This window comes from Collimonas sp. (genome assembly GCF_035566375.1).
Taxonomy (GTDB): domain Bacteria; phylum Pseudomonadota; class Gammaproteobacteria; order Burkholderiales; family Burkholderiaceae_D; genus Collimonas.
Window position 1 is genome coordinate 151437 of the sequence record NZ_DATMRK010000029.1, and the last position, 19048, is coordinate 170484.

Annotated in this window: 19 protein-coding genes; 2 read left to right on the forward strand and 17 right to left on the reverse strand. The window is 56.4% G+C overall.

Features of this window, described 5'->3' with window-relative positions; all coding sequences use genetic code 11:
* Nucleotides 1–5: 5 nt before the first annotated feature.
* The 4 genes from VNZ60_RS08785 to VNZ60_RS08800 all read right to left on the reverse strand — a co-directional run bounded on the left by VNZ60_RS08785 (nt 6) and on the right by VNZ60_RS08800 (nt 2933).
* Nucleotides 6–356, reverse strand: coding sequence for a RidA family protein (locus VNZ60_RS08785; protein ID WP_325658173.1), 351 nt, complete (start codon nt 354–356; stop codon nt 6–8).
* Nucleotides 357–412: 56 nt separating this feature from the next.
* A complete protein-coding gene (locus tag VNZ60_RS08790; RefSeq protein ID WP_325658175.1) occupies nt 413–1279 on the reverse strand; it encodes an alpha/beta fold hydrolase in 867 nt (288 codons plus the stop codon).
* 260 nt (nt 1280–1539) lie between these two features.
* Nucleotides 1540–2193, reverse strand: a complete 654-nt coding sequence (locus VNZ60_RS08795) for a 3-oxoacid CoA-transferase subunit B (protein WP_325658177.1) — start codon at nt 2191–2193, stop codon at nt 1540–1542.
* A 41-nt stretch (nt 2194–2234) separates the two neighbouring features.
* Complete coding sequence (locus VNZ60_RS08800) at nt 2235–2933, reverse strand: CoA transferase subunit A (protein ID WP_325658178.1); 699 nt, start codon at nt 2931–2933, stop codon at nt 2235–2237.
* 127 nt (nt 2934–3060) lie between these two features.
* On the opposite strand from VNZ60_RS08800, the gene VNZ60_RS08805 reads away from it, so the two are divergent.
* The gene (locus VNZ60_RS08805; protein WP_414648800.1) at nt 3061–3636 is read left to right on the forward strand and encodes a LuxR C-terminal-related transcriptional regulator; all 576 of its coding nucleotides are present in this window, start codon (nt 3061–3063) and stop codon (nt 3634–3636) included.
* Here VNZ60_RS08805 and VNZ60_RS08810 read toward each other — a convergent pair.
* Complete coding sequence (locus tag VNZ60_RS08810) at nt 3633–4052, reverse strand: acyl-CoA thioesterase (protein ID WP_325658182.1); 420 nt, start codon at nt 4050–4052, stop codon at nt 3633–3635. The genes VNZ60_RS08805 and VNZ60_RS08810 overlap by 4 nt on opposite strands.
* A gap of 142 nt (nt 4053–4194) precedes the next feature.
* Here VNZ60_RS08810 and VNZ60_RS08815 point away from each other — a divergent pair, with 142 nt between their 5' ends.
* Complete coding sequence (locus tag VNZ60_RS08815) at nt 4195–5886, forward strand: electron transfer flavoprotein-ubiquinone oxidoreductase (protein WP_325658184.1); 1692 nt, start codon at nt 4195–4197, stop codon at nt 5884–5886.
* Nucleotides 5887–5943: 57 nt separating this feature from the next.
* On the opposite strand, the gene VNZ60_RS08820 is transcribed toward VNZ60_RS08815, so the two are convergent.
* From VNZ60_RS08820 to nuoE, 12 genes are all read right to left on the reverse strand, one after another.
* Nucleotides 5944–6504, reverse strand: coding sequence for an NUDIX hydrolase (locus VNZ60_RS08820; RefSeq protein WP_325658186.1), 561 nt, complete (start codon nt 6502–6504; stop codon nt 5944–5946).
* Between the two features lie 115 nt (nt 6505–6619).
* Nucleotides 6620–6934 carry a DUF2818 family protein gene (locus VNZ60_RS08825; RefSeq protein ID WP_325658188.1) on the reverse strand — a complete coding sequence of 105 codons (315 nt, stop codon included), beginning with the start codon at nt 6932–6934 and terminating at the stop codon, nt 6620–6622.
* A gap of 3 nt (nt 6935–6937) precedes the next feature.
* Nucleotides 6938–8443 (reverse strand): NADH-quinone oxidoreductase subunit NuoN, encoded by a 1506-nt coding sequence (gene nuoN, locus VNZ60_RS08830; RefSeq protein WP_325658190.1) that lies wholly within the window; start codon nt 8441–8443, stop codon nt 6938–6940.
* A gap of 101 nt (nt 8444–8544) precedes the next feature.
* Nucleotides 8545–10035, reverse strand: a complete 1491-nt coding sequence (locus VNZ60_RS08835; protein WP_325658192.1) for an NADH-quinone oxidoreductase subunit M — start codon at nt 10033–10035, stop codon at nt 8545–8547.
* Nucleotides 10036–10075: 40 nt separating this feature from the next.
* A complete protein-coding gene (gene nuoL / locus VNZ60_RS08840; protein WP_325658194.1) occupies nt 10076–12106 on the reverse strand; it encodes an NADH-quinone oxidoreductase subunit L in 2031 nt (676 codons plus the stop codon).
* 86 nt (nt 12107–12192) lie between these two features.
* Nucleotides 12193–12501, reverse strand: coding sequence for an NADH-quinone oxidoreductase subunit NuoK (gene nuoK, locus VNZ60_RS08845; protein ID WP_325658196.1), 309 nt, complete (start codon nt 12499–12501; stop codon nt 12193–12195).
* A 12-nt stretch (nt 12502–12513) separates the two neighbouring features.
* A complete protein-coding gene (locus tag VNZ60_RS08850) occupies nt 12514–13179 on the reverse strand; it encodes an NADH-quinone oxidoreductase subunit J (protein WP_325658198.1) in 666 nt (221 codons plus the stop codon).
* A gap of 90 nt (nt 13180–13269) precedes the next feature.
* Complete coding sequence (gene nuoI / locus VNZ60_RS08855; protein ID WP_014005585.1) at nt 13270–13758, reverse strand: NADH-quinone oxidoreductase subunit NuoI; 489 nt, start codon at nt 13756–13758, stop codon at nt 13270–13272.
* Between the two features lie 17 nt (nt 13759–13775).
* Nucleotides 13776–14843, reverse strand: coding sequence for an NADH-quinone oxidoreductase subunit NuoH (gene nuoH, locus VNZ60_RS08860; protein WP_325658355.1), 1068 nt, complete (start codon nt 14841–14843; stop codon nt 13776–13778).
* Complete coding sequence (nuoG, locus tag VNZ60_RS08865) at nt 14843–17185, reverse strand: NADH-quinone oxidoreductase subunit NuoG (RefSeq protein ID WP_325658203.1); 2343 nt, start codon at nt 17183–17185, stop codon at nt 14843–14845. Before nuoG ends, nuoH begins: the two co-directional genes overlap by 1 nt.
* Before the next feature lie 51 nt (nt 17186–17236).
* The gene (nuoF, locus tag VNZ60_RS08870) at nt 17237–18532 is read right to left on the reverse strand and encodes an NADH-quinone oxidoreductase subunit NuoF (protein WP_325658205.1); all 1296 of its coding nucleotides are present in this window, start codon (nt 18530–18532) and stop codon (nt 17237–17239) included.
* Complete coding sequence (nuoE, locus tag VNZ60_RS08875; protein WP_325658207.1) at nt 18529–19032, reverse strand: NADH-quinone oxidoreductase subunit NuoE; 504 nt, start codon at nt 19030–19032, stop codon at nt 18529–18531. The genes nuoF and nuoE overlap by 4 nt, the downstream gene beginning before the upstream one ends.
* Between the last annotated feature and the right edge of the window lie 16 nt (nt 19033–19048).

The following is a 19048-nucleotide window of genomic DNA, read 5'->3' on the forward strand; positions in this document are numbered from 1 at the left end:
CATCTTTATTTTTGTGCTGCGACCACGATAATTTCTATCAGGATTTCCGGACGTGCCAGCTTGGCTTCCACCGTCGCCCGCGGCGGCGCATTGCCAGCTGAAACCCAGCCATCCCAAACCGCGTTCATGCCATCGAAATCCTTGACGTCGGCCAGGTAGATCTGGCAAGACAGAATGTTGTGTTTGTCGCTGCCGGCTTCGGCCAGCAGACGGTCGATATGCGCCAGCGATTCGCGGGTCTGGCCTTCAATGTTCTGGGTAGTGTCCTCTGCCAGTTGGCCGGCCAGGTAAACGGTGCCGTTATGGATAGCGACCTCCGAAAGTCTCTTGCCGACATGCAGGCGCTGGATAGTCATAATTCATCTCCTCTTCAGTTAAACAGCAACGTAAAAACAACTTGAGCAATCACAAATCAGCCGATCAGGAAATCGCTGACAATTTCTATCTGGTCAGTATGCAAAAAGGTTGGCGCATGGCCGACACCGGCCAGCTCAACCAGCTTGGCTTTTGGTCCGCTTTCCGCCATGATCCGGGCCGTCTCGGCCGACAACAAATCGGATTCGGCGCCGCGCACCAGCAAGGTCGGACAGGTAATCGCCTGATACGCTTTCCACAACAGCATTTCCGACAGTTTGAAGGTCTCTTCGCTGGTCGAGATAAAAGGCTGGGCCAGTTTCAAGTCGTAGTGGCGAATCCATTGGCCGTCTGCATTCTGGCGCAATACATCAGTAGCCAGTTTATGCCACTCGGCGTCGGTGTGCGGGCCGAACGGGGCCGAGATGGCGCGAATATAAGCCGCGGCTTCGTCAAACGTGGCAAACCGCATGTCGGCGCCGATATAAGCGCCGATACGCCCCATCGCTTCCGCGTTCAGGCTGGGGCCGACATCGTTCAAAACCAGCTTGCGCAGCGGATTCTCCGGCAGCGAGGCCAGCCCGATACCGATCAGGCCGCCCATCGAAGTGCCGACCAGATCGACGGTTTCAGCATTGAGCCGCGCCAGCAAAGTGACGACATCGTTCAGATACTGCGGTAACACGTAGTATTGCGGATCGCGCAGCCAGTCGGAACGGCCGCGGCCGACCACGTCCGGGCAAATCACCCGGTAGGTATCGCATAGCGCGCGCGCCAGCTGGTCGAAATCGTCCGAAACCCGGGTCAAGCCATGCAGACATAACAACACATTGGGATTATGCGGATCGCCCCATTCCTGGTAAGCCATTTTATGCAAACCGGCAGGCGAAATACACTGGACAGTCTGGTGCGTAGCGATGGTCATTGCGATCCCGATTTTGGTAAGGACTTGATGGATGGCGGCAAGCAAAACGGCAATTGAATCTTTATGTTTTGCTTTGCGTATATGCAACATCTTATCGCATATGCCGCTACCCTTGCACGTTACCGTAAACAGAAAAGTCTAAAAACCCGGCCGCCGGCTTGCCGCGATCGCTTTTCAAGCGAACCCCAGCGACAAAAAAAAGCGGCGCCTGACACCAGGTGTCAAACGCCGCTTTTTTCTACTGGTTTTGACGCAATACCTTAGTGCAATGCGCTCAGATCCAATGGCGCACCGGTTTGTTCGATGATATCTTGCTGGCTGACGCCCGGCGCCAGTTCGATCACCTTCAAACCTTGCGGCGTCACATCCAGCACGCCGAGATCGGTGATGATGCGGTTGACGACGCCAACGCCGGTGAGAGGCAAATTGCAGGCATCGAGAATCTTGTGCGAAGTCGAACCATCCTTGGCCTTGGCAACGTGCTCCATCAACACCACTACCCTGCCGACGCCGGCCACCAGATCCATCGCACCGCCCATGCCCTTGACCATCTTGCCGGGGATCATCCAGTTCGCCAGGTCGCCGTCTTTGGAGACCTGCATCGCGCCGAGTATGGCGATGTTGATTTTGCCGCCGCGTATCATGGCGAACGAATCCGCCGAGCTGAAGTAGGACGATCCCGGCAGCGATGTCACGGTCTGCTTGCCAGCATTGATCAGATCGGCATCGACTGCATCCTCGGTCGGGAACGGTCCTATGCCCAACAAACCGTTCTCCGACTGCAACCACACTTCAATCTCTTTCGGTACATGGTTCGCCACCAGCGTCGGCAAGCCGATCCCCAGGTTGACGTAAAACCCATCTTGCAATTCCTTTGCCGCCCGCGCAGCCATTTCGTCACGTGTCCATGCCATTTTGCTCTCCTGTGCTACGTCTGTTTTGTTATGCCGTACGCTTATGTTGTACGCACGGTGCGCTGTTCGATCCGCTTTTCCGGCGTCGCATTAACCACGATGCGATGGACAAATATGCCCGGCGTATGCACTTGGTCGGGATCGATCTCGCCGACTTCGACCAGATGCTCGACTTCCACTACGGTGATTTTTCCCGCCATGGCGACGTTCGGATTGAAGTTGCGGGCAGTCTTGTTGAATACCAGGTTGCCGCTGCGATCAGCCTTATAGGCCTTGACCAGGGAAACGTCAGCCACCAGCGAACGTTCCATCACATACCTGGCGCCGTCGAATTCGCGAATTTCCTTGCCTTCGGCAACCAGGGTGCCGACGCCGGTTTTAGTGAAAAATGCCGGGATGCCGGCGCCGCCGGCACGCAGCTTTTCCGCCAGCGTCCCTTGCGGCGTAAACTCGAGCTCCAGTTCGCCTGCCAGGTATTGACGTTCGAATTCCTTGTTCTCGCCGACATAAGAAGCGATCATTTTTTTGATCTGGCGGGTCGCCAGCAATTGCCCGAGACCGAAACCGTCAACCCCCGCGTTATTCGAAATCGCGGTCAGATTCTGCACTCCGGAATCGCGCAGCGCCAGGATCAGCGCTTCAGGGATGCCGCACAGTCCGAAACCGCCGACGGCGATGGTCTGGCCATCTTTGACTATGCCAGCTAACGCGCTTGCCGCGTCAGGATAAACTTTGTTCATACCAATGCCTCCTGTTTGTGTAAACTCTAACTATTATTGGTTTGCGTGCAGTCTGTTAGGATATGACGAAGCGATGCTTCCAACAATACCGTAAAAATACGAAATCAACACCTGACTGATCTCCCCAGTGCCCTTGCCTAACTCCACTATCGATTACGCTTCCATCTTTGCCCATGCGCCGATCGGCATGTGCGTCTCCGAACGCCGCATCATGCAGGTCTGCAACCTGGCATTGGCACGGATGTTCGCTTATCAACCTGGCGAGCTAAACGGCCAGTCATTTCAGATACTGTATCCGACCCAGGATGAGTTTGAGCGCACCGGCGCCCGCATCGTGCCGATCATGAACGCCAAGGGCGTCTATTCCGACGAGAGAATCATGCGGCGCGCCAACGGCGAGCTGTTCTGGTGCCATGTCACCGGCCACGCCCTGGTGCCGGAAGACACCCACGCCGCGGGTATCTGGACCTTTGAAGATTTGAGTGAAAAGCGTCGCGCTTCAGCCACGCTGTCGCCGCGCGAGCGGGAAATCGCAGCACTGCTGGTGGAAGGCAAGACCAGCAAGCTGATCGGCAAGCAGATCGGCCTCAGCCCGCGTACGGTGGAAATGCACCGGGCCAATCTGATGAAGAAATTCACGGCGTCGACTTCCAGCGAACTGGTGCATCGCCTGCTGGGCATTGCCCAAAGTGAAGGCGTTTAGACCGCTGCAACGGGATTGGTTAGCAACTGGCGCAGGTCGTCAGGCAGCGGCATCGATTTTTCCAAGTCGAAATCTACCCAGACAATCTTCGCCGTTCCTTCGGCAAACACCACGTCCGGCATGTCAGCGCGACGGATTTCATAGCTCGCCTCGAAACTGGAGCGGCCGACAGTGCCGACATAGGATTTGACTTCAACCTCGCAGGGGTATTTCAATTGCCGCAAGAAACTGCATTGCGCATTGACCAGCACCGGCCCGTGGCGCGCGTCAAAGTCGCAGCCTATCTGTTGCAGCCACTCGATACGCGCCTGCTCCATATAACGGAAATACACGGTGTTGTTGACATGGCCGAGCGCATCCATATCGCCCCAGCGCATCGCAATACGTGTGGTGTGGATGTGTTTTTTGTTTTCCATTACTCTAGCTTTCCTGAATACTGTAGTTTAGTGTCTCGACAAGCGAGGAATAATACTAACCGCCGACGAAGCCTAGCATTCTGCCGCAAAATCCCCGACAATTAGCACATCCGTTCGTAAAATTAATTATAGGTAAGAGACAATGACTCCCACCCAAGGGCAGAACCAGCAAAACCTCCTGGAACAATACGGTCCACGCGAAGCCATGGAATATGACGTGGTGGTGGTCGGCGGCGGGCCGGCCGGCCTGGCGGCGGCAATCCGGCTGAAACAGCAGGCTGCCGAACAAGGCCGTGAAGTGTCAGTCTGCGTGCTGGAAAAAGGCAGCGAAATCGGCGCCCATATCCTCTCCGGCGCAGTCATGGATCCGCAGGCATTGACTGAGTTGCTGCCTGACTGGAAAGAGCTGGGTGCACCGCTGACGACTGAAGTCAGCGAAGACCGTTTCCTGTTCCTGACTGAGAAAAAAGCCTATAAGACACCTAACTGGCTGCTGCCGGCCTGCTTCCAGAATCATGGCAATTACGTCATCTCGCTGGCGAACGTGGTGCGCTGGCTGGGCCAGCAGGCGGAACTGCTGGGCGTGGAGATTTTCCCTGGCTTCCCGGCTGCCGAAGTCTTGTACAACGACGACGGCTCGGTCAAGGGTGTCGCCACCGGTAATATGGGCGTGGACCGTCATGGCCAGCCGACCGACGCCTTCCAGCTGGGCATGGAGCTGCACGCCAAATACACCCTGTTTGCCGAAGGCGCGCGCGGCCATCTGGGCAAGCAGCTGATGGCAAAATTCGACTTGAACAAAGGCAAGGATCCGCAAACCTATGCGATCGGCATCAAGGAACTGTGGGAAATCGATCCCAAGCTGCATCAGCCTGGCCTGGTCGTGCATACCGCAGGCTGGCCGCTGGATACCCACACCTATGGCGGCTCCTTCCTGTATCACCTGGAAAACAACCAGGTCGCAGTCGGCTACGTGGTTGGCCTGGCTTACGAGAACCCCTATCTGTCGCCCTACGAAGAATTCCAGCGTTACAAAACCCATCCGGAAATCAGCAAGTTTTTCCAGGGCGGCAAGCGCATTTCCTACGGCGCCCGCGCAATTACCGCCGGCGGCCTGCAATCGCTGCCTAAGCTGACTTTCCCTGGCGGCGCCTTGATCGGCTGCGATGCAGGCTTCCTCAACGCCAGCCGCATCAAGGGCAGCCACGCCGCCATCAAGAGCGGCATGATGGCCGCCAACGCTGCGTTTGAAGCCTTGGGCGCTAACCGCCAGTTTGACGAACTGACCGCCTATAGCCAGGCTTTCGAACAATCCTGGTTGCATCAGGAATTGCACAAGGCGCGCAACTTCAAGCCGTGGATGAGCAAAGGCTTGTATCTCGGCACTTTGATGGTGGGTATCGATCAGGTGGTGTTCGGCGGCAAAGCGCCGTGGACCTTGCGTCACAACCATGCCGATCATGAATGCCTGAAACCAGCAGCCAATTATGCGCCGATCAAGTATCCGAAACCGGACGGCAAGCTGACCTTCGACCGCCTGTCGTCGGTATTCATCTCCAACACCAATCACGCCGAAGACCAGCCGATTCACCTGACCTTGAAAGACCCGAACGTGCCGGTCAACGTCAATCTACGCGATTACGCCGGACCGGAAGCGCGTTACTGCCCTGCCGGTGTCTATGAATTCGTCACCAACGAAGACAATACCGAACGCCTGCAGATTAATGCGCAAAACTGCGTGCATTGCAAAACCTGCGACATCAAGGATCCTACCCAGAATATCGTGTGGGTAACGCCGGAAGGCGGCGGCGGGCCGAACTATCCGAATATGTAGGCGAGTGTTCTTAGCGACTGCCTGAGAGGCAGCTACATGGTGTAGCTGCCTTAAAGATTACTTGGGCAACTGCCAGTTGCCCGCCACGATTTTTTCAAGCCAAAAGGTGCCGATCACGGTTTTGACGTCGGTCACCTTGCCCTCCCTCACCCAGTTCAGCATATCCGCAAGCGGCGCCTTGAACACGTCCAGGAATTCACCGTCATCGAGCTTGCGCTCGCCGGCGACCAGGCCGCGCGCCAGGAACAATTCCAGATGCTCGTCGGAATAAGCAATCGCATTGTGAATCGTGCAGACGTGCTGCCACTCAGTCGCGGTATAGCCGGTTTCTTCCAGCAATTCACGCTTGGCGCAACTCAGGTGGTCTTCGCCGAGGTCGATTTTTCCCGCCGGATATTCAATGAACACGCGGTCCAGCGGGTAGCGGTATTGCCGCTCAAGCAAGACCGTGCCGTCCTCAAACAAGGGCAGGATCACTACCGCTCCGGGATGCTTGATATATTCACGCGTAGTCGGTTTGCCGTCGGGTAGTTGCACCGTATCGCGCTGCACTTTGAGGAAGCTGCCGTCATAGGCTTCGGCACTGGCGATACGGATTTCTTTCAGGTGACTATCCATGCGGGGACTCCGAGGAAAGATGAGGCTGACAAGAGGAAGATTGTAATGCAGGGGCGCAGGCTGTGTTGCCTGCTAGAACAGCACAGGAGGACGAGGCTGGCTCAGCGCTGCTTCTTCAGCGATGTTTCTTTAAATACCGCAGCACGTAGCCAGGATAGGCCAGTACCAGGAACATGCAGCCGGTCACCGCATAGAATTCCCAGCCTTGGCTAAAGGCATTGCCAATATTCGATTCCAACACATGCCCCAGCACGCCAACCAGTCCGTACAAAGCCAATAGTTCAAGCAAGCGCACCCAGATCGGCTTGACTGCTGCCTGGCCGCCGGACTTGAGCGGTACCAGGGCGAACAGCCGTTCGTTAAAAAACGGCAGGTTGGCAGCTAGCAGCGCCAACAGAATCACGAACCAGCTGGAGAGCGAGACGTTCACGGATTACGACACCACTCGGCCGAGGAAGGAAGTCAAGGTCCGCACGATGGCAGTGGTGGTCGCATTCATCAGCAAGCCAGGCCACAAGCCAAATACCAGTACTGCCATGCCGTTCAGGCTCAGCAATACCCGCACGTCGAGGTGCGCAACAATCTGCGCGCTGTCTTGCGGCTCATCGAAATACATCAGCTTGATCACACGCAGATAGTAGAAAGCGCCGATCAGGGAGAACAACACTGCCACCACCGCCAGCCAGACCTGGCCAGTGCCGAGCACCGCCTGCAGCACCGACAGTTTGGCGTAGAAACCCATCAGCGGCGGAATCCCTGCCAGCGACAGCATCAGAACCAGCATCACGCCGGCAAACCAAGGGCTACGCTGATTCAAGCCTTTGAAGTCGTCCATGTTTTCCGCTTCGAAACCGGAACGCGCCAGCAGCATGATGACGCCGAAGGTGCCGAGCGTGGTCATCACGTAAGTGATCGAATAAAACAGTGCCGAGCTATACGCATTGGCAGCGGAGAACAAATTGCCGTCGACCACGCCCGCCAGCAAACCGAGCAACATGAAGCCCATGTGGGAAATGGTCGAATACGCCAGCATGCGTTTGATGTTGGTCTGGGCGATCGCGGTGATGTTACCGATTGCCATAGAGAGTACCGCCAGCACGGTCAGCATTTGCTGCCAGTCGAACGCCAGCGGCAGCAGTGCTTCAACCAGCAAGCGGAAGCAAATCGCAAAAGCGGCCAGCTTTGGTGCGCCCCCCAGCAACAGGGTGACCGCAGTCGGTGCGCCCTGGTAGACATCAGGCACCCACATATGGAACGGCACCACGCCCAGCTTGAACGCCAGGCCGGCTACCACGAACACCACGCCGAATACCAGCACGGTCGGGTTGATGCCGCCGGACGATGCAGCGCGGGTGACTTCGATCAGGTCGAGCGAACCGGTGGCGCCGTACAGCATCGACATCCCGTACAACAGGAAACCGGAAGCCATCGCGCCCAGCACGAAATACTTCATCGCTGCTTCAGTCGCGGCAGCGCTGTCGCGGCGCATCGCCACCAATGCGTACAGCGACAAGGACATCAATTCCAGGCCCAGATAGATGCTGAGGAAATTGCTGCCGGAGATCATCACCATCTGACCCAGCAAGGCAAACAGCGCCAATGGATAGAACTCGCCGCCGAGATGGCCGCTGACCATGCCGCGCTCAGTCACATAACGGCGTGAATACACCAGCGTGATCGCTACCGCCACGTAAGAAACCAGTTTCAACAGGCTGCTCAGAGAATCCGAGACAAACATGTTGTGGAAGGTGTAGACCGTCTCCCCGCTTTGGAATGCGCCTAGCGTCAATACGAAACACACGGCCAGTACCGCCAGCGTCAGGTAGTAAGTGAGATGGCGCTTGGCATCCGAAACAAACATATCGATCAGCAACACGACCGAGGTCGCAATCAGCAGAAAGATTTCCGGATAAACAGGGATCAGATTCATGTTATTCATTTATTTGCCGCTTATTTTGTGCACTGCACTTCTATCTAGTCAGTTGAGGACAGAGTAATTCGCCACGCTGCGGTGGCTCTTAAACTCTGTCCCGCAATTCATCAATTCAACTTGGTAATCGCGACATGCTTGAGCAGGTCGGCCACCGATACTTGCATCGCATCGGTGAACGGCGCCGGATACACACCCATCGCGATGACAGCAATCGCCAGCACACCCAACATGACGAACTCGCGCTTGTTCAGATCCAGCATTTCTTTCACATGCGAACTGGTGACGGCGCCGAACACCACGCGCTTGACCAGCCACAACGAATACGCAGCACCCAGGATCAATGCAGTCGCAGCCGCCATGCCGATCCAGAAATTGAATTTGACCGCGCCCAGGATCACCATGAACTCGCCGACGAAACCGGAGGTGCCCGGCAGGCCGGAATTGGCCAGCGAGAACAACACGAACAAGGCGGCAAAACGCGGCATGACATTGACTACACCGCCGTATTCGGCGATCTGACGTGTATGCATGCGGTCATACAGCACGCCGATACACAGGAACATTGCGCCGGACACAAAGCCGTGCGAGATCATTTGCACGATACCGCCTTGCAGCCCGATATCGTTGAAAATAAAGAAACCGAGGGTAACGAAACCCATGTGAGCGATCGACGAATAGGCGATCAGCTTTTTCATATCGTTCTGCACCATCGCCACCAGGCCGATATAGATCACGGCAATCAACGACAGGGTGATGACGAAAGCGCCCAGATAATGGCTGGCGTCAGGCGTGATCGGCAGCGAGAAACGCAGGAAACCGTAACCGCCCAGCTTCAGCATGATTGCCGCCAGCACCACGGAACCGCCGGTCGGCGCTTCGACGTGGGCGTCCGGCAACCAGGTATGCACCGGCCACATCGGCACCTTGACCGCAAACGCCAACAGGAACGCCAGGAAAATCAGGATCTGTGCGGTCATGCCGAGCGGCAGTTCATGCCAGGTCAGGATGTCGAAACTGCCGCCCGACTGGAAATACAGATACAGCAATGCCACCAGCATCAACAGCGAACCCATCAGGGTGTACAGGAAGAACTTGATCGCTGCGTACACGCGGTTGGCGCCGCCCCAGACACCGATAATGATAAACATCGGGATCAGCGTCGCTTCGAAGAACACATAGAACAGCAAGCCGTCCAGTGCGCAGAAGACGCCGACCATTACGCCTGACAAGATCAGGAAAGCGCCCATGTATTGCGCGACTTTCTTCTCGATCACCTGCCAGGCGGAAATCACCACGATGACGGTAATGAACGCCGTCAGCGGCACGAACCACAGCGAGAGGCCGTCGATACCTAAAAAGTAATTGATGTTGAAACGATCGATCCAGGCGGCCTTTTCAACAAACTGCATGCCGTGGAAACCATTATCGAACTGGCTCACGATCGGCAAGGTCACCACGAAACTGACCACTGCGCCTAGCAGCGACAGCCAGCGCACCAAAGTTGGATTATCGTCGCGGCCCACTGCCAGGACCAGGATACCGAACGCGACCGGACACCAGATCGCGAGGCTAAGAAGAGGGAAAGTTGACTGCATCATATTTATTATTTATCTACCTTGCTGAGTTTGCTTCGCTAGCTTATTTGGCAAACGGATACGGCATGAACCAAACCAGGAAACCCAGCACGCCAATAATCATCACGAACGCATAGTGATAGATGTATCCGGACTGCCAGAGACGGGTAATTTTCGAGAACCAGCTGACTGCCTTGGCGCTGCCGTTGACGATCAAACCGTCGATCAGGCCACGGTCACCGGCGTTCCACAAGCCGCGGCCTAGCAAGCGCGCGCCGCCGGCAAATACCACATCGTTGAACTTGTCCATATAGTATTTGTTGTCGAGCAGCGTAAAGATCGGGCCGGCCTTCTGCTTGATCGCAGCAGGCAGGCGCGGATTGACCATATAGCAGTAGTAGGCTGACGCCACGCCGGCAATCGCCAGCCACAACGGCGCCGAGCTGAATGCGTGCGCAACCATGCCGACCGGGCCATGGAAATCATTGCGTAACTCTTCCATCGCGTGGTGTGCCTCGTTGACGAAAATCACGTCCTTGAAGAAGCTGCCAAACAGCATTGGCTCGATCGCCAGGAAGCCGATGACGGCCGAAGGAATCGCCAGCAGGATCAGCGGCAGCGTCACCACCCAAGGCGACTCGTGCGGCTTTTCTCCCGGAGCCAAGCCATGATGGCCCGGCTCTTCCTCTTCGTGTTCATGGCCATTGTGTGCCAAGCCGAAACGCTCTTCGCCGTGGAACACCATGAAGTACATACGGAAAGAATAGAAAGCCGTGACAAATACGCTTGCCAGTACAGCGAAATAGGCGAAGCCAGAACCGAACAGGGTCGATGCGTGCGCCGCTTCGATGATGCTGTCCTTCGAGTAGAAACCGGAGAAGAACGGCGTGCCGATCAGCGCCAGCGAACCGACCAGGGAAGTGATCCAGGTAATCGGCATGTATTTACGCAGGCCGCCCATATTGCGCATGTCTTGATCGTGATGCAGGCCGATAATGACCGAACCGGCGCCAAGGAACAGCAAGGCCTTGAAGAAGGCGTGCGTCATCAGATGGAAGACTGCTACCGAATAGGCGGAAGCGCCCAGAGCCACGGTCATGTAGCCGAGCTGCGACAAGGTCGAGTAAGCCACCACGCGTTTGATGTCGGTCTGGATCACGCCGAGGAAACCCATGAACAAGGCGGTAATCGAGCCGATGATCAGGATGAACGACAAGGCGGTGTCGGACAGTTCAAACAGCGGCGACATGCGGGTCACCATGAAAATGCCGGCGGTCACCATGGTCGCGGCGTGGATCAGTGCCGAAATCGGGGTCGGGCCTTCCATCGAATCCGGCAGCCAGACATGCAGCGGAAACTGTGCCGACTTACCCATGGCGCCGATGAACAGGCAGATACAGGCTACGGTCAGCAGCATCCAGTCGCTGCCGGGCAGCGTCAGTTGCGCCAGCATGCCCTTTTGCGCGAACACTTCGCTATAGTTCATCGAACCGGAATACGCCAGCAGCAAACCAATGCCGAGGATGAAGCCAAAGTCGCCGACACGGTTGACCAGGAACGCTTTCATGTTGGCGAAAATCGCGGTCGGACGGGTGTACCAGAAACCGATCAGCAGATACGACACCAGGCCCACTGCTTCCCAGCCGAAGAACAGCTGCAGGAAGTTGTTGCTCATGACCAGCATCAGCATCGAGAACGTGAACAAGGAGATATAGGCGAAGAAGCGGTTATAACCCTCGTCCTCTTGCATGTAGCCGATGGTGTAGATATGCACCATCAGCGAGACAAAGGTCACCACGCACATCATCATCGCGGTCAGGCTGTCGATCAGGAAGCCGATTTCCAGCTTGACGCCGCCGACCGTCATCCAGGTGTACAAGGTGCCGTTAAAAGTGGCGCCGTCGTTCACCGCCAGCAAGGTCTGCACGGAAATGATCAGAGCGATCAACACGCCCAGAATGGTGACCGTATGCGAGGTCTTGCGACCGACCAGATTGCCGAAGAATTTGGTACCGAATAAGCCCGCGATCGCAGCGCCAGCCAGGGGCGCCAACGGTACGGCAAGAAGTAATTGTGGGTTAAGTTGCCCCGCCATGATGAACCTTATCTTTATTCGTTATTTATCTGTGTATTCTTTATCTGTCCATCCCTGCAAACCTAGGTTTGCAGGAACAAACCGCGTTAGCCTTTAAGGCTGTCCAGATCTTCCACATTGATGGTATCCAGGTTACGGAACAAGGCCACCAGGATCGCCAGGCCGATCGCCGATTCGGCAGCTGCTACGGTCAGGATAAAGAAAACGAAAACCTGCCCGGCCGCATCACCCAGGTAATACGAAAAGGCGATGAAGTTCATGTTCACCGCGAGCAATATCAATTCGATTGCCATCAGCAATACGATGAGGTTCTTGCGGTTCAGGAAAATACCGACGATGCCGATCGCGAACAGGATCGCGCCAAGGATCAGATAGTGAGCGAGCGAAAGAGCCATATTGCGTCCTTGTTATTTTTGTGGGGCCGCTGGCGCAGCCGCAGGGTTAGCAGCCGCAGGACTTGCAGGCGCAATCGGGTCAACCTTGGCTTCCGATTTCATCTTCACGATGCGAACCCGGTCGGTGCTCTTGACCTTGACTGCAGCAGAAGGTGAAAAATATTTGGTGTCCTTGCGGCGGCGCAATGTCAGCGCCACTGCGGCGACAATCGCCACCAGCAGCACCACCGCAGCGATTTCAAACGCATACACATATTCGGTATAGATCAGCTTGCCCAGCTCTTTGGTATTGCCGATATTGGCCGAGATGGCAGGTACGTCAGCGTCGTAACCTTGGAAACCGTGGAATATGACGCCTGCCATTTCCAGCACGATGATAGTGCCGACTGTCGCCGCCAGCGGGAAATAACCCCAGAACCCCTCTCGCATCTTGTCCAGATTAATATCCAGCATCATCACCACGAACAAGAACAGCACCATCACCGCGCCGACATACACCAGCACCAACACGATGGAGAGGAATTCAGCTTTCAGCAACATCCAGATACCGGCCGCAGAGAAAAACGACAATACCAGGAACAGCGCAGCATGCACTGGATTGCGTGCGGTAATTACGCGCAAGGCGGCGATCACCAGCACCACCGAAAACGCGTAGAACAAGAAGGTCTTAAATTCCATAATGGCCTATAAACAAATTGTGGGACGGAGCTTAAGAGTCGCCAAGGTTAACCTTGCGCCGAATTACTCTGTCCCCAACTAATCAAACAGTTAGCGGTATGCAGCATCCGCAGCACGCGCCGCAGCAATCTCAGGTTCGTAACGATCGCCCACCGCCAACAGCATTTCCTTGGTGTAGTACAGATCGCCACGCTTTTCACCGTGGTATTCCAGGATATGGGTCTCGACGATCGAATCGACCGGGCAAGACTCTTCGCAGAAACCGCAGAAAATACACTTGGTCAGATCGATATCGTAGCGCGTGGTGCGGCGCGAGCCGTCTGCACGCTGCTCGGATTCGATGGTGATCGCCATTGCCGGGCAAACTGCTTCGCACAGTTTGCAGGCGATGCAACGTTCTTCACCGTTCGGATAACGACGCAGCGCATGCAAGCCGCGAAAACGCGGCGACTGCGGTGTCTTCTCTTCCGGGAACAGCACCGTAATCTTGCGTGCGAACAGGTAGCGGCCGGTCAGCCGCAGCCCTTTGAGCAACTCCAGCAGCATTAAACTGCCGAAAAAATCCTTGATGGCTTCCATTTACACTAAACCTTCCATTACTTCCAGATATTCCATGGACTTTGAATCCAGGCAGCGACGATCACCAGGTAGGCGAGAATCAAAGGGATAAATACTTTCCAGCCCAAACGCATGATCTGGTCATAGCGATAACGCGGGAAAGAGGCACGCACCCAGATAAACACCGACAACAAGAAAAAGGTCTTGAGGCCAAGCCAGATCCAGCCTGGGATCCAGTCCAGAATCGCCAGTGGCGAGGCCCAGCCACCCAGGAAAAACAGCGTTGCCAGGATAGAGACCAGGATCATGTTGGCGTATTCGGCCAGGAAGAACATCGCGAACGACATGCCCGAGTACTCGATCATGTGGCCGGCGACGATTTCCGATTCGCCTTCCACCACGTCGAACGGGTGACGGTTGGTTTCGGCAATTCCCGAGATAAAGTAAATCAGGAACACCGGCAGCAACGACAGCCAGTTCCATGACAGTACGCCTACACCGTGATCGTAGAAGTAGCCTTTGCTTTGCGCCATCACGATATCGATCAGGTTCAGGCTGCCGGACACCATCAGCACGATGACCAGCGCGAAGCCCATCGCAATTTCGTAGGACACCATCTGCGCCGAAGCGCGCATCGCGCCAAGGAAGGCATACTTGGAGTTGGAGGCCCAGCCGGCGATGATCACGCCATACACTTCCATCGAAGTGATGGCCATCACGAACAGCAGGCCGGCATTGACGTTGGCCAAAACAGTTTCCGGACCGAACGGCACCACTGCCCATGCGGCCAGAGCCGGCATGATGGTCATGATCGGCGCGATGAAGAACAAGACCTTGTTGGCACGTGCCGGCAAGGTGACTTCCTTCAACAGCAGCTTGAGGGCGTCGGCGATCGGTTGCAGCAAACCGGCCGGACCAACCCGGTTAGGGCCGAGGCGGATATGCATCCAGCCGATCAGCTTGCGCTCCCAGTAAGTCATGTAGGCCACGCACAGCAGCAGCGGCACGACGACGACGATGATCTTGATCAGGTTCCAGATCAGCGGCCAGATAAAACCGAACCAGCCGGCACCGGTGGCATTGATGGTGGCGATGAAATGATCCATCATGCTTTCTCCACTACGATAGAACCAAACATCGCGCCCAAGGCTGCGGTCGAGGCATGCGACGCGGCAACCCGCACCACATTTTCCGGCAACTTAGGATCGATTGCCGCTGCCAGCGCAGCAGCGCCCTGCCCTTGTTTGAGATTGACGCGATCGCCAGCGGCGACACCCAGTTTTGCTGCCAGTGCTGCTGACAACCATGCTTGCGGCGCCTGGCCGTCCACGGTTTCCTGCAACGATGGCGCACGACGCACTACCGCATCGGCAAAATAAATCGGCACATCGGCAATGCGTTCCAGAACGCCATTCGCGGTCTGAGCTACCGTCTGTGGCGCCAGATCACAGAAGTTATTCAAACGTGCCGCCAGGTTAGCGTCAGCAACTTCGCCGGTACCCAGCACTTCATCGCGAATCGCTTCTGAAGTATCGTAATCAAAACCAGGCAAGCCCAGCAGATTACCCAGTACGCGCAATACCTTCCAGGCCGGACGGGCGTCGCCCAGCGGCTTGACGGTGCCATTGAAACTTTGGGCGCGGCCTTCGCAGTTGACGAAAGTACCGGAAGTTTCGGTAAATGGCGCGATCGGCAGCAACACATCTGCGTAATCGGCACCGTGCTTGTAGGCGGACAAGGTCACGACCATCTCGGCCTGCTTCAATGCCGCCACAGCGACCTGCGGGTCGAAGCTGTCCAGTTCAGGCTCAGCGTTCAACAACACATATGCTTTGTGCGGCTGCGCGAAAATCTGTTGTGCATTGCGTCCCTTGCCGCCAGCAGGCAAGGCATTGGCCCAATAGCCACCGACAGTATTACCAGCCTCAGTCATGTAGCCGAACTTGGCGTCAGTCTGCTGTGCAATCCACTGCGCCACCGCGTGCAGTTGCGAAGCTTGCGGATGTTGTGCCGCGGCGTTACCGAGCAATACCGCTTTGCTTGCGCCAGACAACAAACTGGCAGCGGTCTGTTTGGCTTCAGCTGAAGCTTCGACATTCTCGAAACCGGTCGGAACCGCAATGCTCTTGGCTTGCGCCACAGCAACCGCTACCTGGCCCAAGGCCGACAGCCAGGCCGACGGTGCAACGATCATCTTGTTAGCAACCGGCATCAGCAGATCGTCGTCGGTGGCATGCAGGATGCTCAGCTTGGCGCCGCGCTTGATACCCAGGCGCAACCGTGCCGACAGCAGCGGATGATCCTTGCGCAGGAACGAGCCGATGATGAAAGTGCGATCCAGTTGTGCAAATTCATTGATCGACATGCCCAGCCACGGCATGACTTTGCCATCCAGCGCGAAGTCGGACTGGCGCAGGCGGAAATCGATATTTTCGGAACCCAGGCCGCGCACCACTTTTTGCAGCAGCGACAGTTCTTCCAGCGTCGAATACGGCGTACCGACAGCAGCAATCGCGTCAGCGCCATGCTCGTGCCGAATGTTACGCAGACCGTGCGCCACATATTCCAGCGCGACTTGCCATTCGACTTCCTGCCACTTGCCGTCTTGCTTGAGCATAGGCTTGGTCAGGCGCTCAGCGCTGTTCAAGCCTTCATAGGCGAAACGATCCTTGTCCGACAGCCAGCATTCGTTGACGTCGTTGTTTTCCAGTGGCAGCACGCGCATCACCTTGCCGGACTTGACTTGCACCACCAGGTTAGCGCCCAGGCCGTCATGCGGGCTGACCGATTTGCGGCGCGACAATTCCCAGGTGCGGGCGCTGTAGCGGAAAGGCTTGGATGTCAGCGCGCCGACCGGGCACAGATCGATCATGTTGCCGGACAATTCGGAATTGACAGTCTTGCCGACAAAGGTAGTGATCTCGGAGTGCTCACCACGACCAACCATGCCGAATTCCATCACGCCAGCGATTTCCTGGCCGAAGCGGACGCAGCGGGTGCACTGGATGCAACGGCTCATTTCCTGCATAGAGATCAGCGGACCGGCTTCTTTCGGCGCCACTGCACGCTTCTCTTCTTCGTAGCGGGAAGACGATTTACCGTAACCGACCGCCAGATCCTGCAACTGGCATTCGCCGCCCTGATCGCAGATCGGGCAATCCAGCGGGTGGTTGATCAACAGGAATTCCATCACGCTCTTTTGCGCAGTCGTAGCCTTGTCGCTGGCGGTGCGCACGATCATGCCTGCAGTCACCGGAGTGGCGCAGGCAGGCAGGGCCTTAGGCGCCTTTTCCACCTCGACCAGGCACATGCGGCAGTTGGCCGCGATGGAGAGTTTTTTGTGATAGCAGAAATGTGGAATGTAAGTACCAATCTTGTTGGCAGCATCCATTACCATGCTGCCCTCTTGGACTTCCACTTTCTTGCCGTCTATTTCGATTTCAACCATGGCTTTTGCTTTTCTTGCCTAAGTGTTTTGCACGCCGCTGCTTGCGCAGGCTTAAACGTATGCCGGCACCAAGCAATGCTTATGCTCGATGTGATATTCAAATTCTTCGCGATAATTCTTCAGGAAACCGCGCACCGGCATCGCCGCCGCATCGCCGAGCGCACAGATGGTGCGACCCATGATGTTGCCCGCTACCGTATCCAGCAGATCCATGTCTTCCGGACGGCCGTGCCCGGTTTCGATGCGATGCACCAGGCGATACAGCCAGCCCGTGCCTTCGCGGCATGGCGTGCACTGGCCGCAGGATTCCTCAAAATAGAAGTACGACAGGCGCAGCAGCGATTTCACCATGCAACGCGTTTCGTCCATCACGATCACGGCGCCGGAACCGAGCATGGAGCCGGCCTTGGCGATCGAATCGTAATCGAGATCGGTATCCATCATGACTTCGCCGCGAATTACCGGTGCCGACGAACCTCCAGGAATCACAGCCTTGATCTTTTTGCCGCCACGCATGCCGCCTGCCAGTTCCATCAGCTTGGCAAATGGGGTGCCCAAAGGCACTTCATAATTGCCTGGCTTTTCAACGTCGCCCGAGATCGAGAAAATCTTGGTGCCGCCGTTGTTTGGCTTGCCCAGCGCTGCATAAGCCTCGCCGCCCATGTTCAGCAGGAAAGGCACCGCCGCGAAAGTCTCGGTGTTGTTGATCGTGGTCGGCTTGCCGTACAGGCCGAAGCTGGCCGGAAACGGCGGCTTGAAGCGCGGCTGGCCCTTCTTGCCTTCGAGTGATTCCAGCAATGCAGTTTCTTCGCCGCAGATATATGCGCCATAGCCGTGGAAGGCATGCAGCTGGAAGTTGAATTCGCTACCGAAAATCTTGTCGCCCAACGCACCAGCGGCACGCGCCTCGTCCAGCGCTTCTTCAAAGAGCTCGTAGCCGGACCAGATTTCGCCGTGGATATAGTTGTAACCAACCGAAATGCCCATGGCGTAAGCGCCGATGGCCATGCCTTCAATCAGCGCATGCGGATTGTAGCGAATGATGTCGCGGTCTTTAAATGTACCCGGCTCGCCTTCGTCGGTGTTGCAGACCAGGTATTTTTGTCCAGGGAACTGACGCGGCATGAAGCTCCACTTCAGGCCGGTAGGAAAACCTGCACCGCCGCGGCCGCGCAGCGAACCGGCTTTGAGTTCTGCGATGACTTGTTCCGGCGTGATGCCTTCGGACAGGATGCGCTTGAGGGCGGTATAGCCGCCGCGCTTGACGTAATCGGCGTAGTGCCAGTTGTTGCCGTCCAGGTCAGCCAGGATCAGCGGATTGATATGACGGTTATGCAGACTGGTCATTTCGGGGTTACCTCACTGAGTTCCGCGATCAAGCCATCAATCTTTTCATTCGACATCCAGCTACACATGCGTTTGTTATTGACCAGTAGCACCGGCGCATCGCCGCAAGCGCCCATGCATTCGCCCTCAACCAGCGTGAACTGGCCGTCCGCGGTGGTTTCGCGGAAATCGATGCCGAGCTTGTGCTTCAGATGCGCTGCCGCCCGATCGCCGCCGGACAACTGGCATGGCAGGTTGGTGCAGATGCTGATCTTGTGCTTGCCGACCGGCTTGGTGTTGTACATATTGTAAAAGGTCGCGACTTCCTGCACCGCGATGGCCGGCATGCCGAGGTAATCCGCGACATCCTGCATGGTTTCCGGCGCCAGCCAGCCCTTTTCATCTTGCGCAATCGCCAATGCGGCCATCACCGCCGACTGTTTCTGGTCGGCGGGGAATTTCGCTACTTCGCGATCGATCTTTTTGTATGTATCTTGACTTAACAACATGTCGTTGGCCATTCGTGCGCGGTGTTTT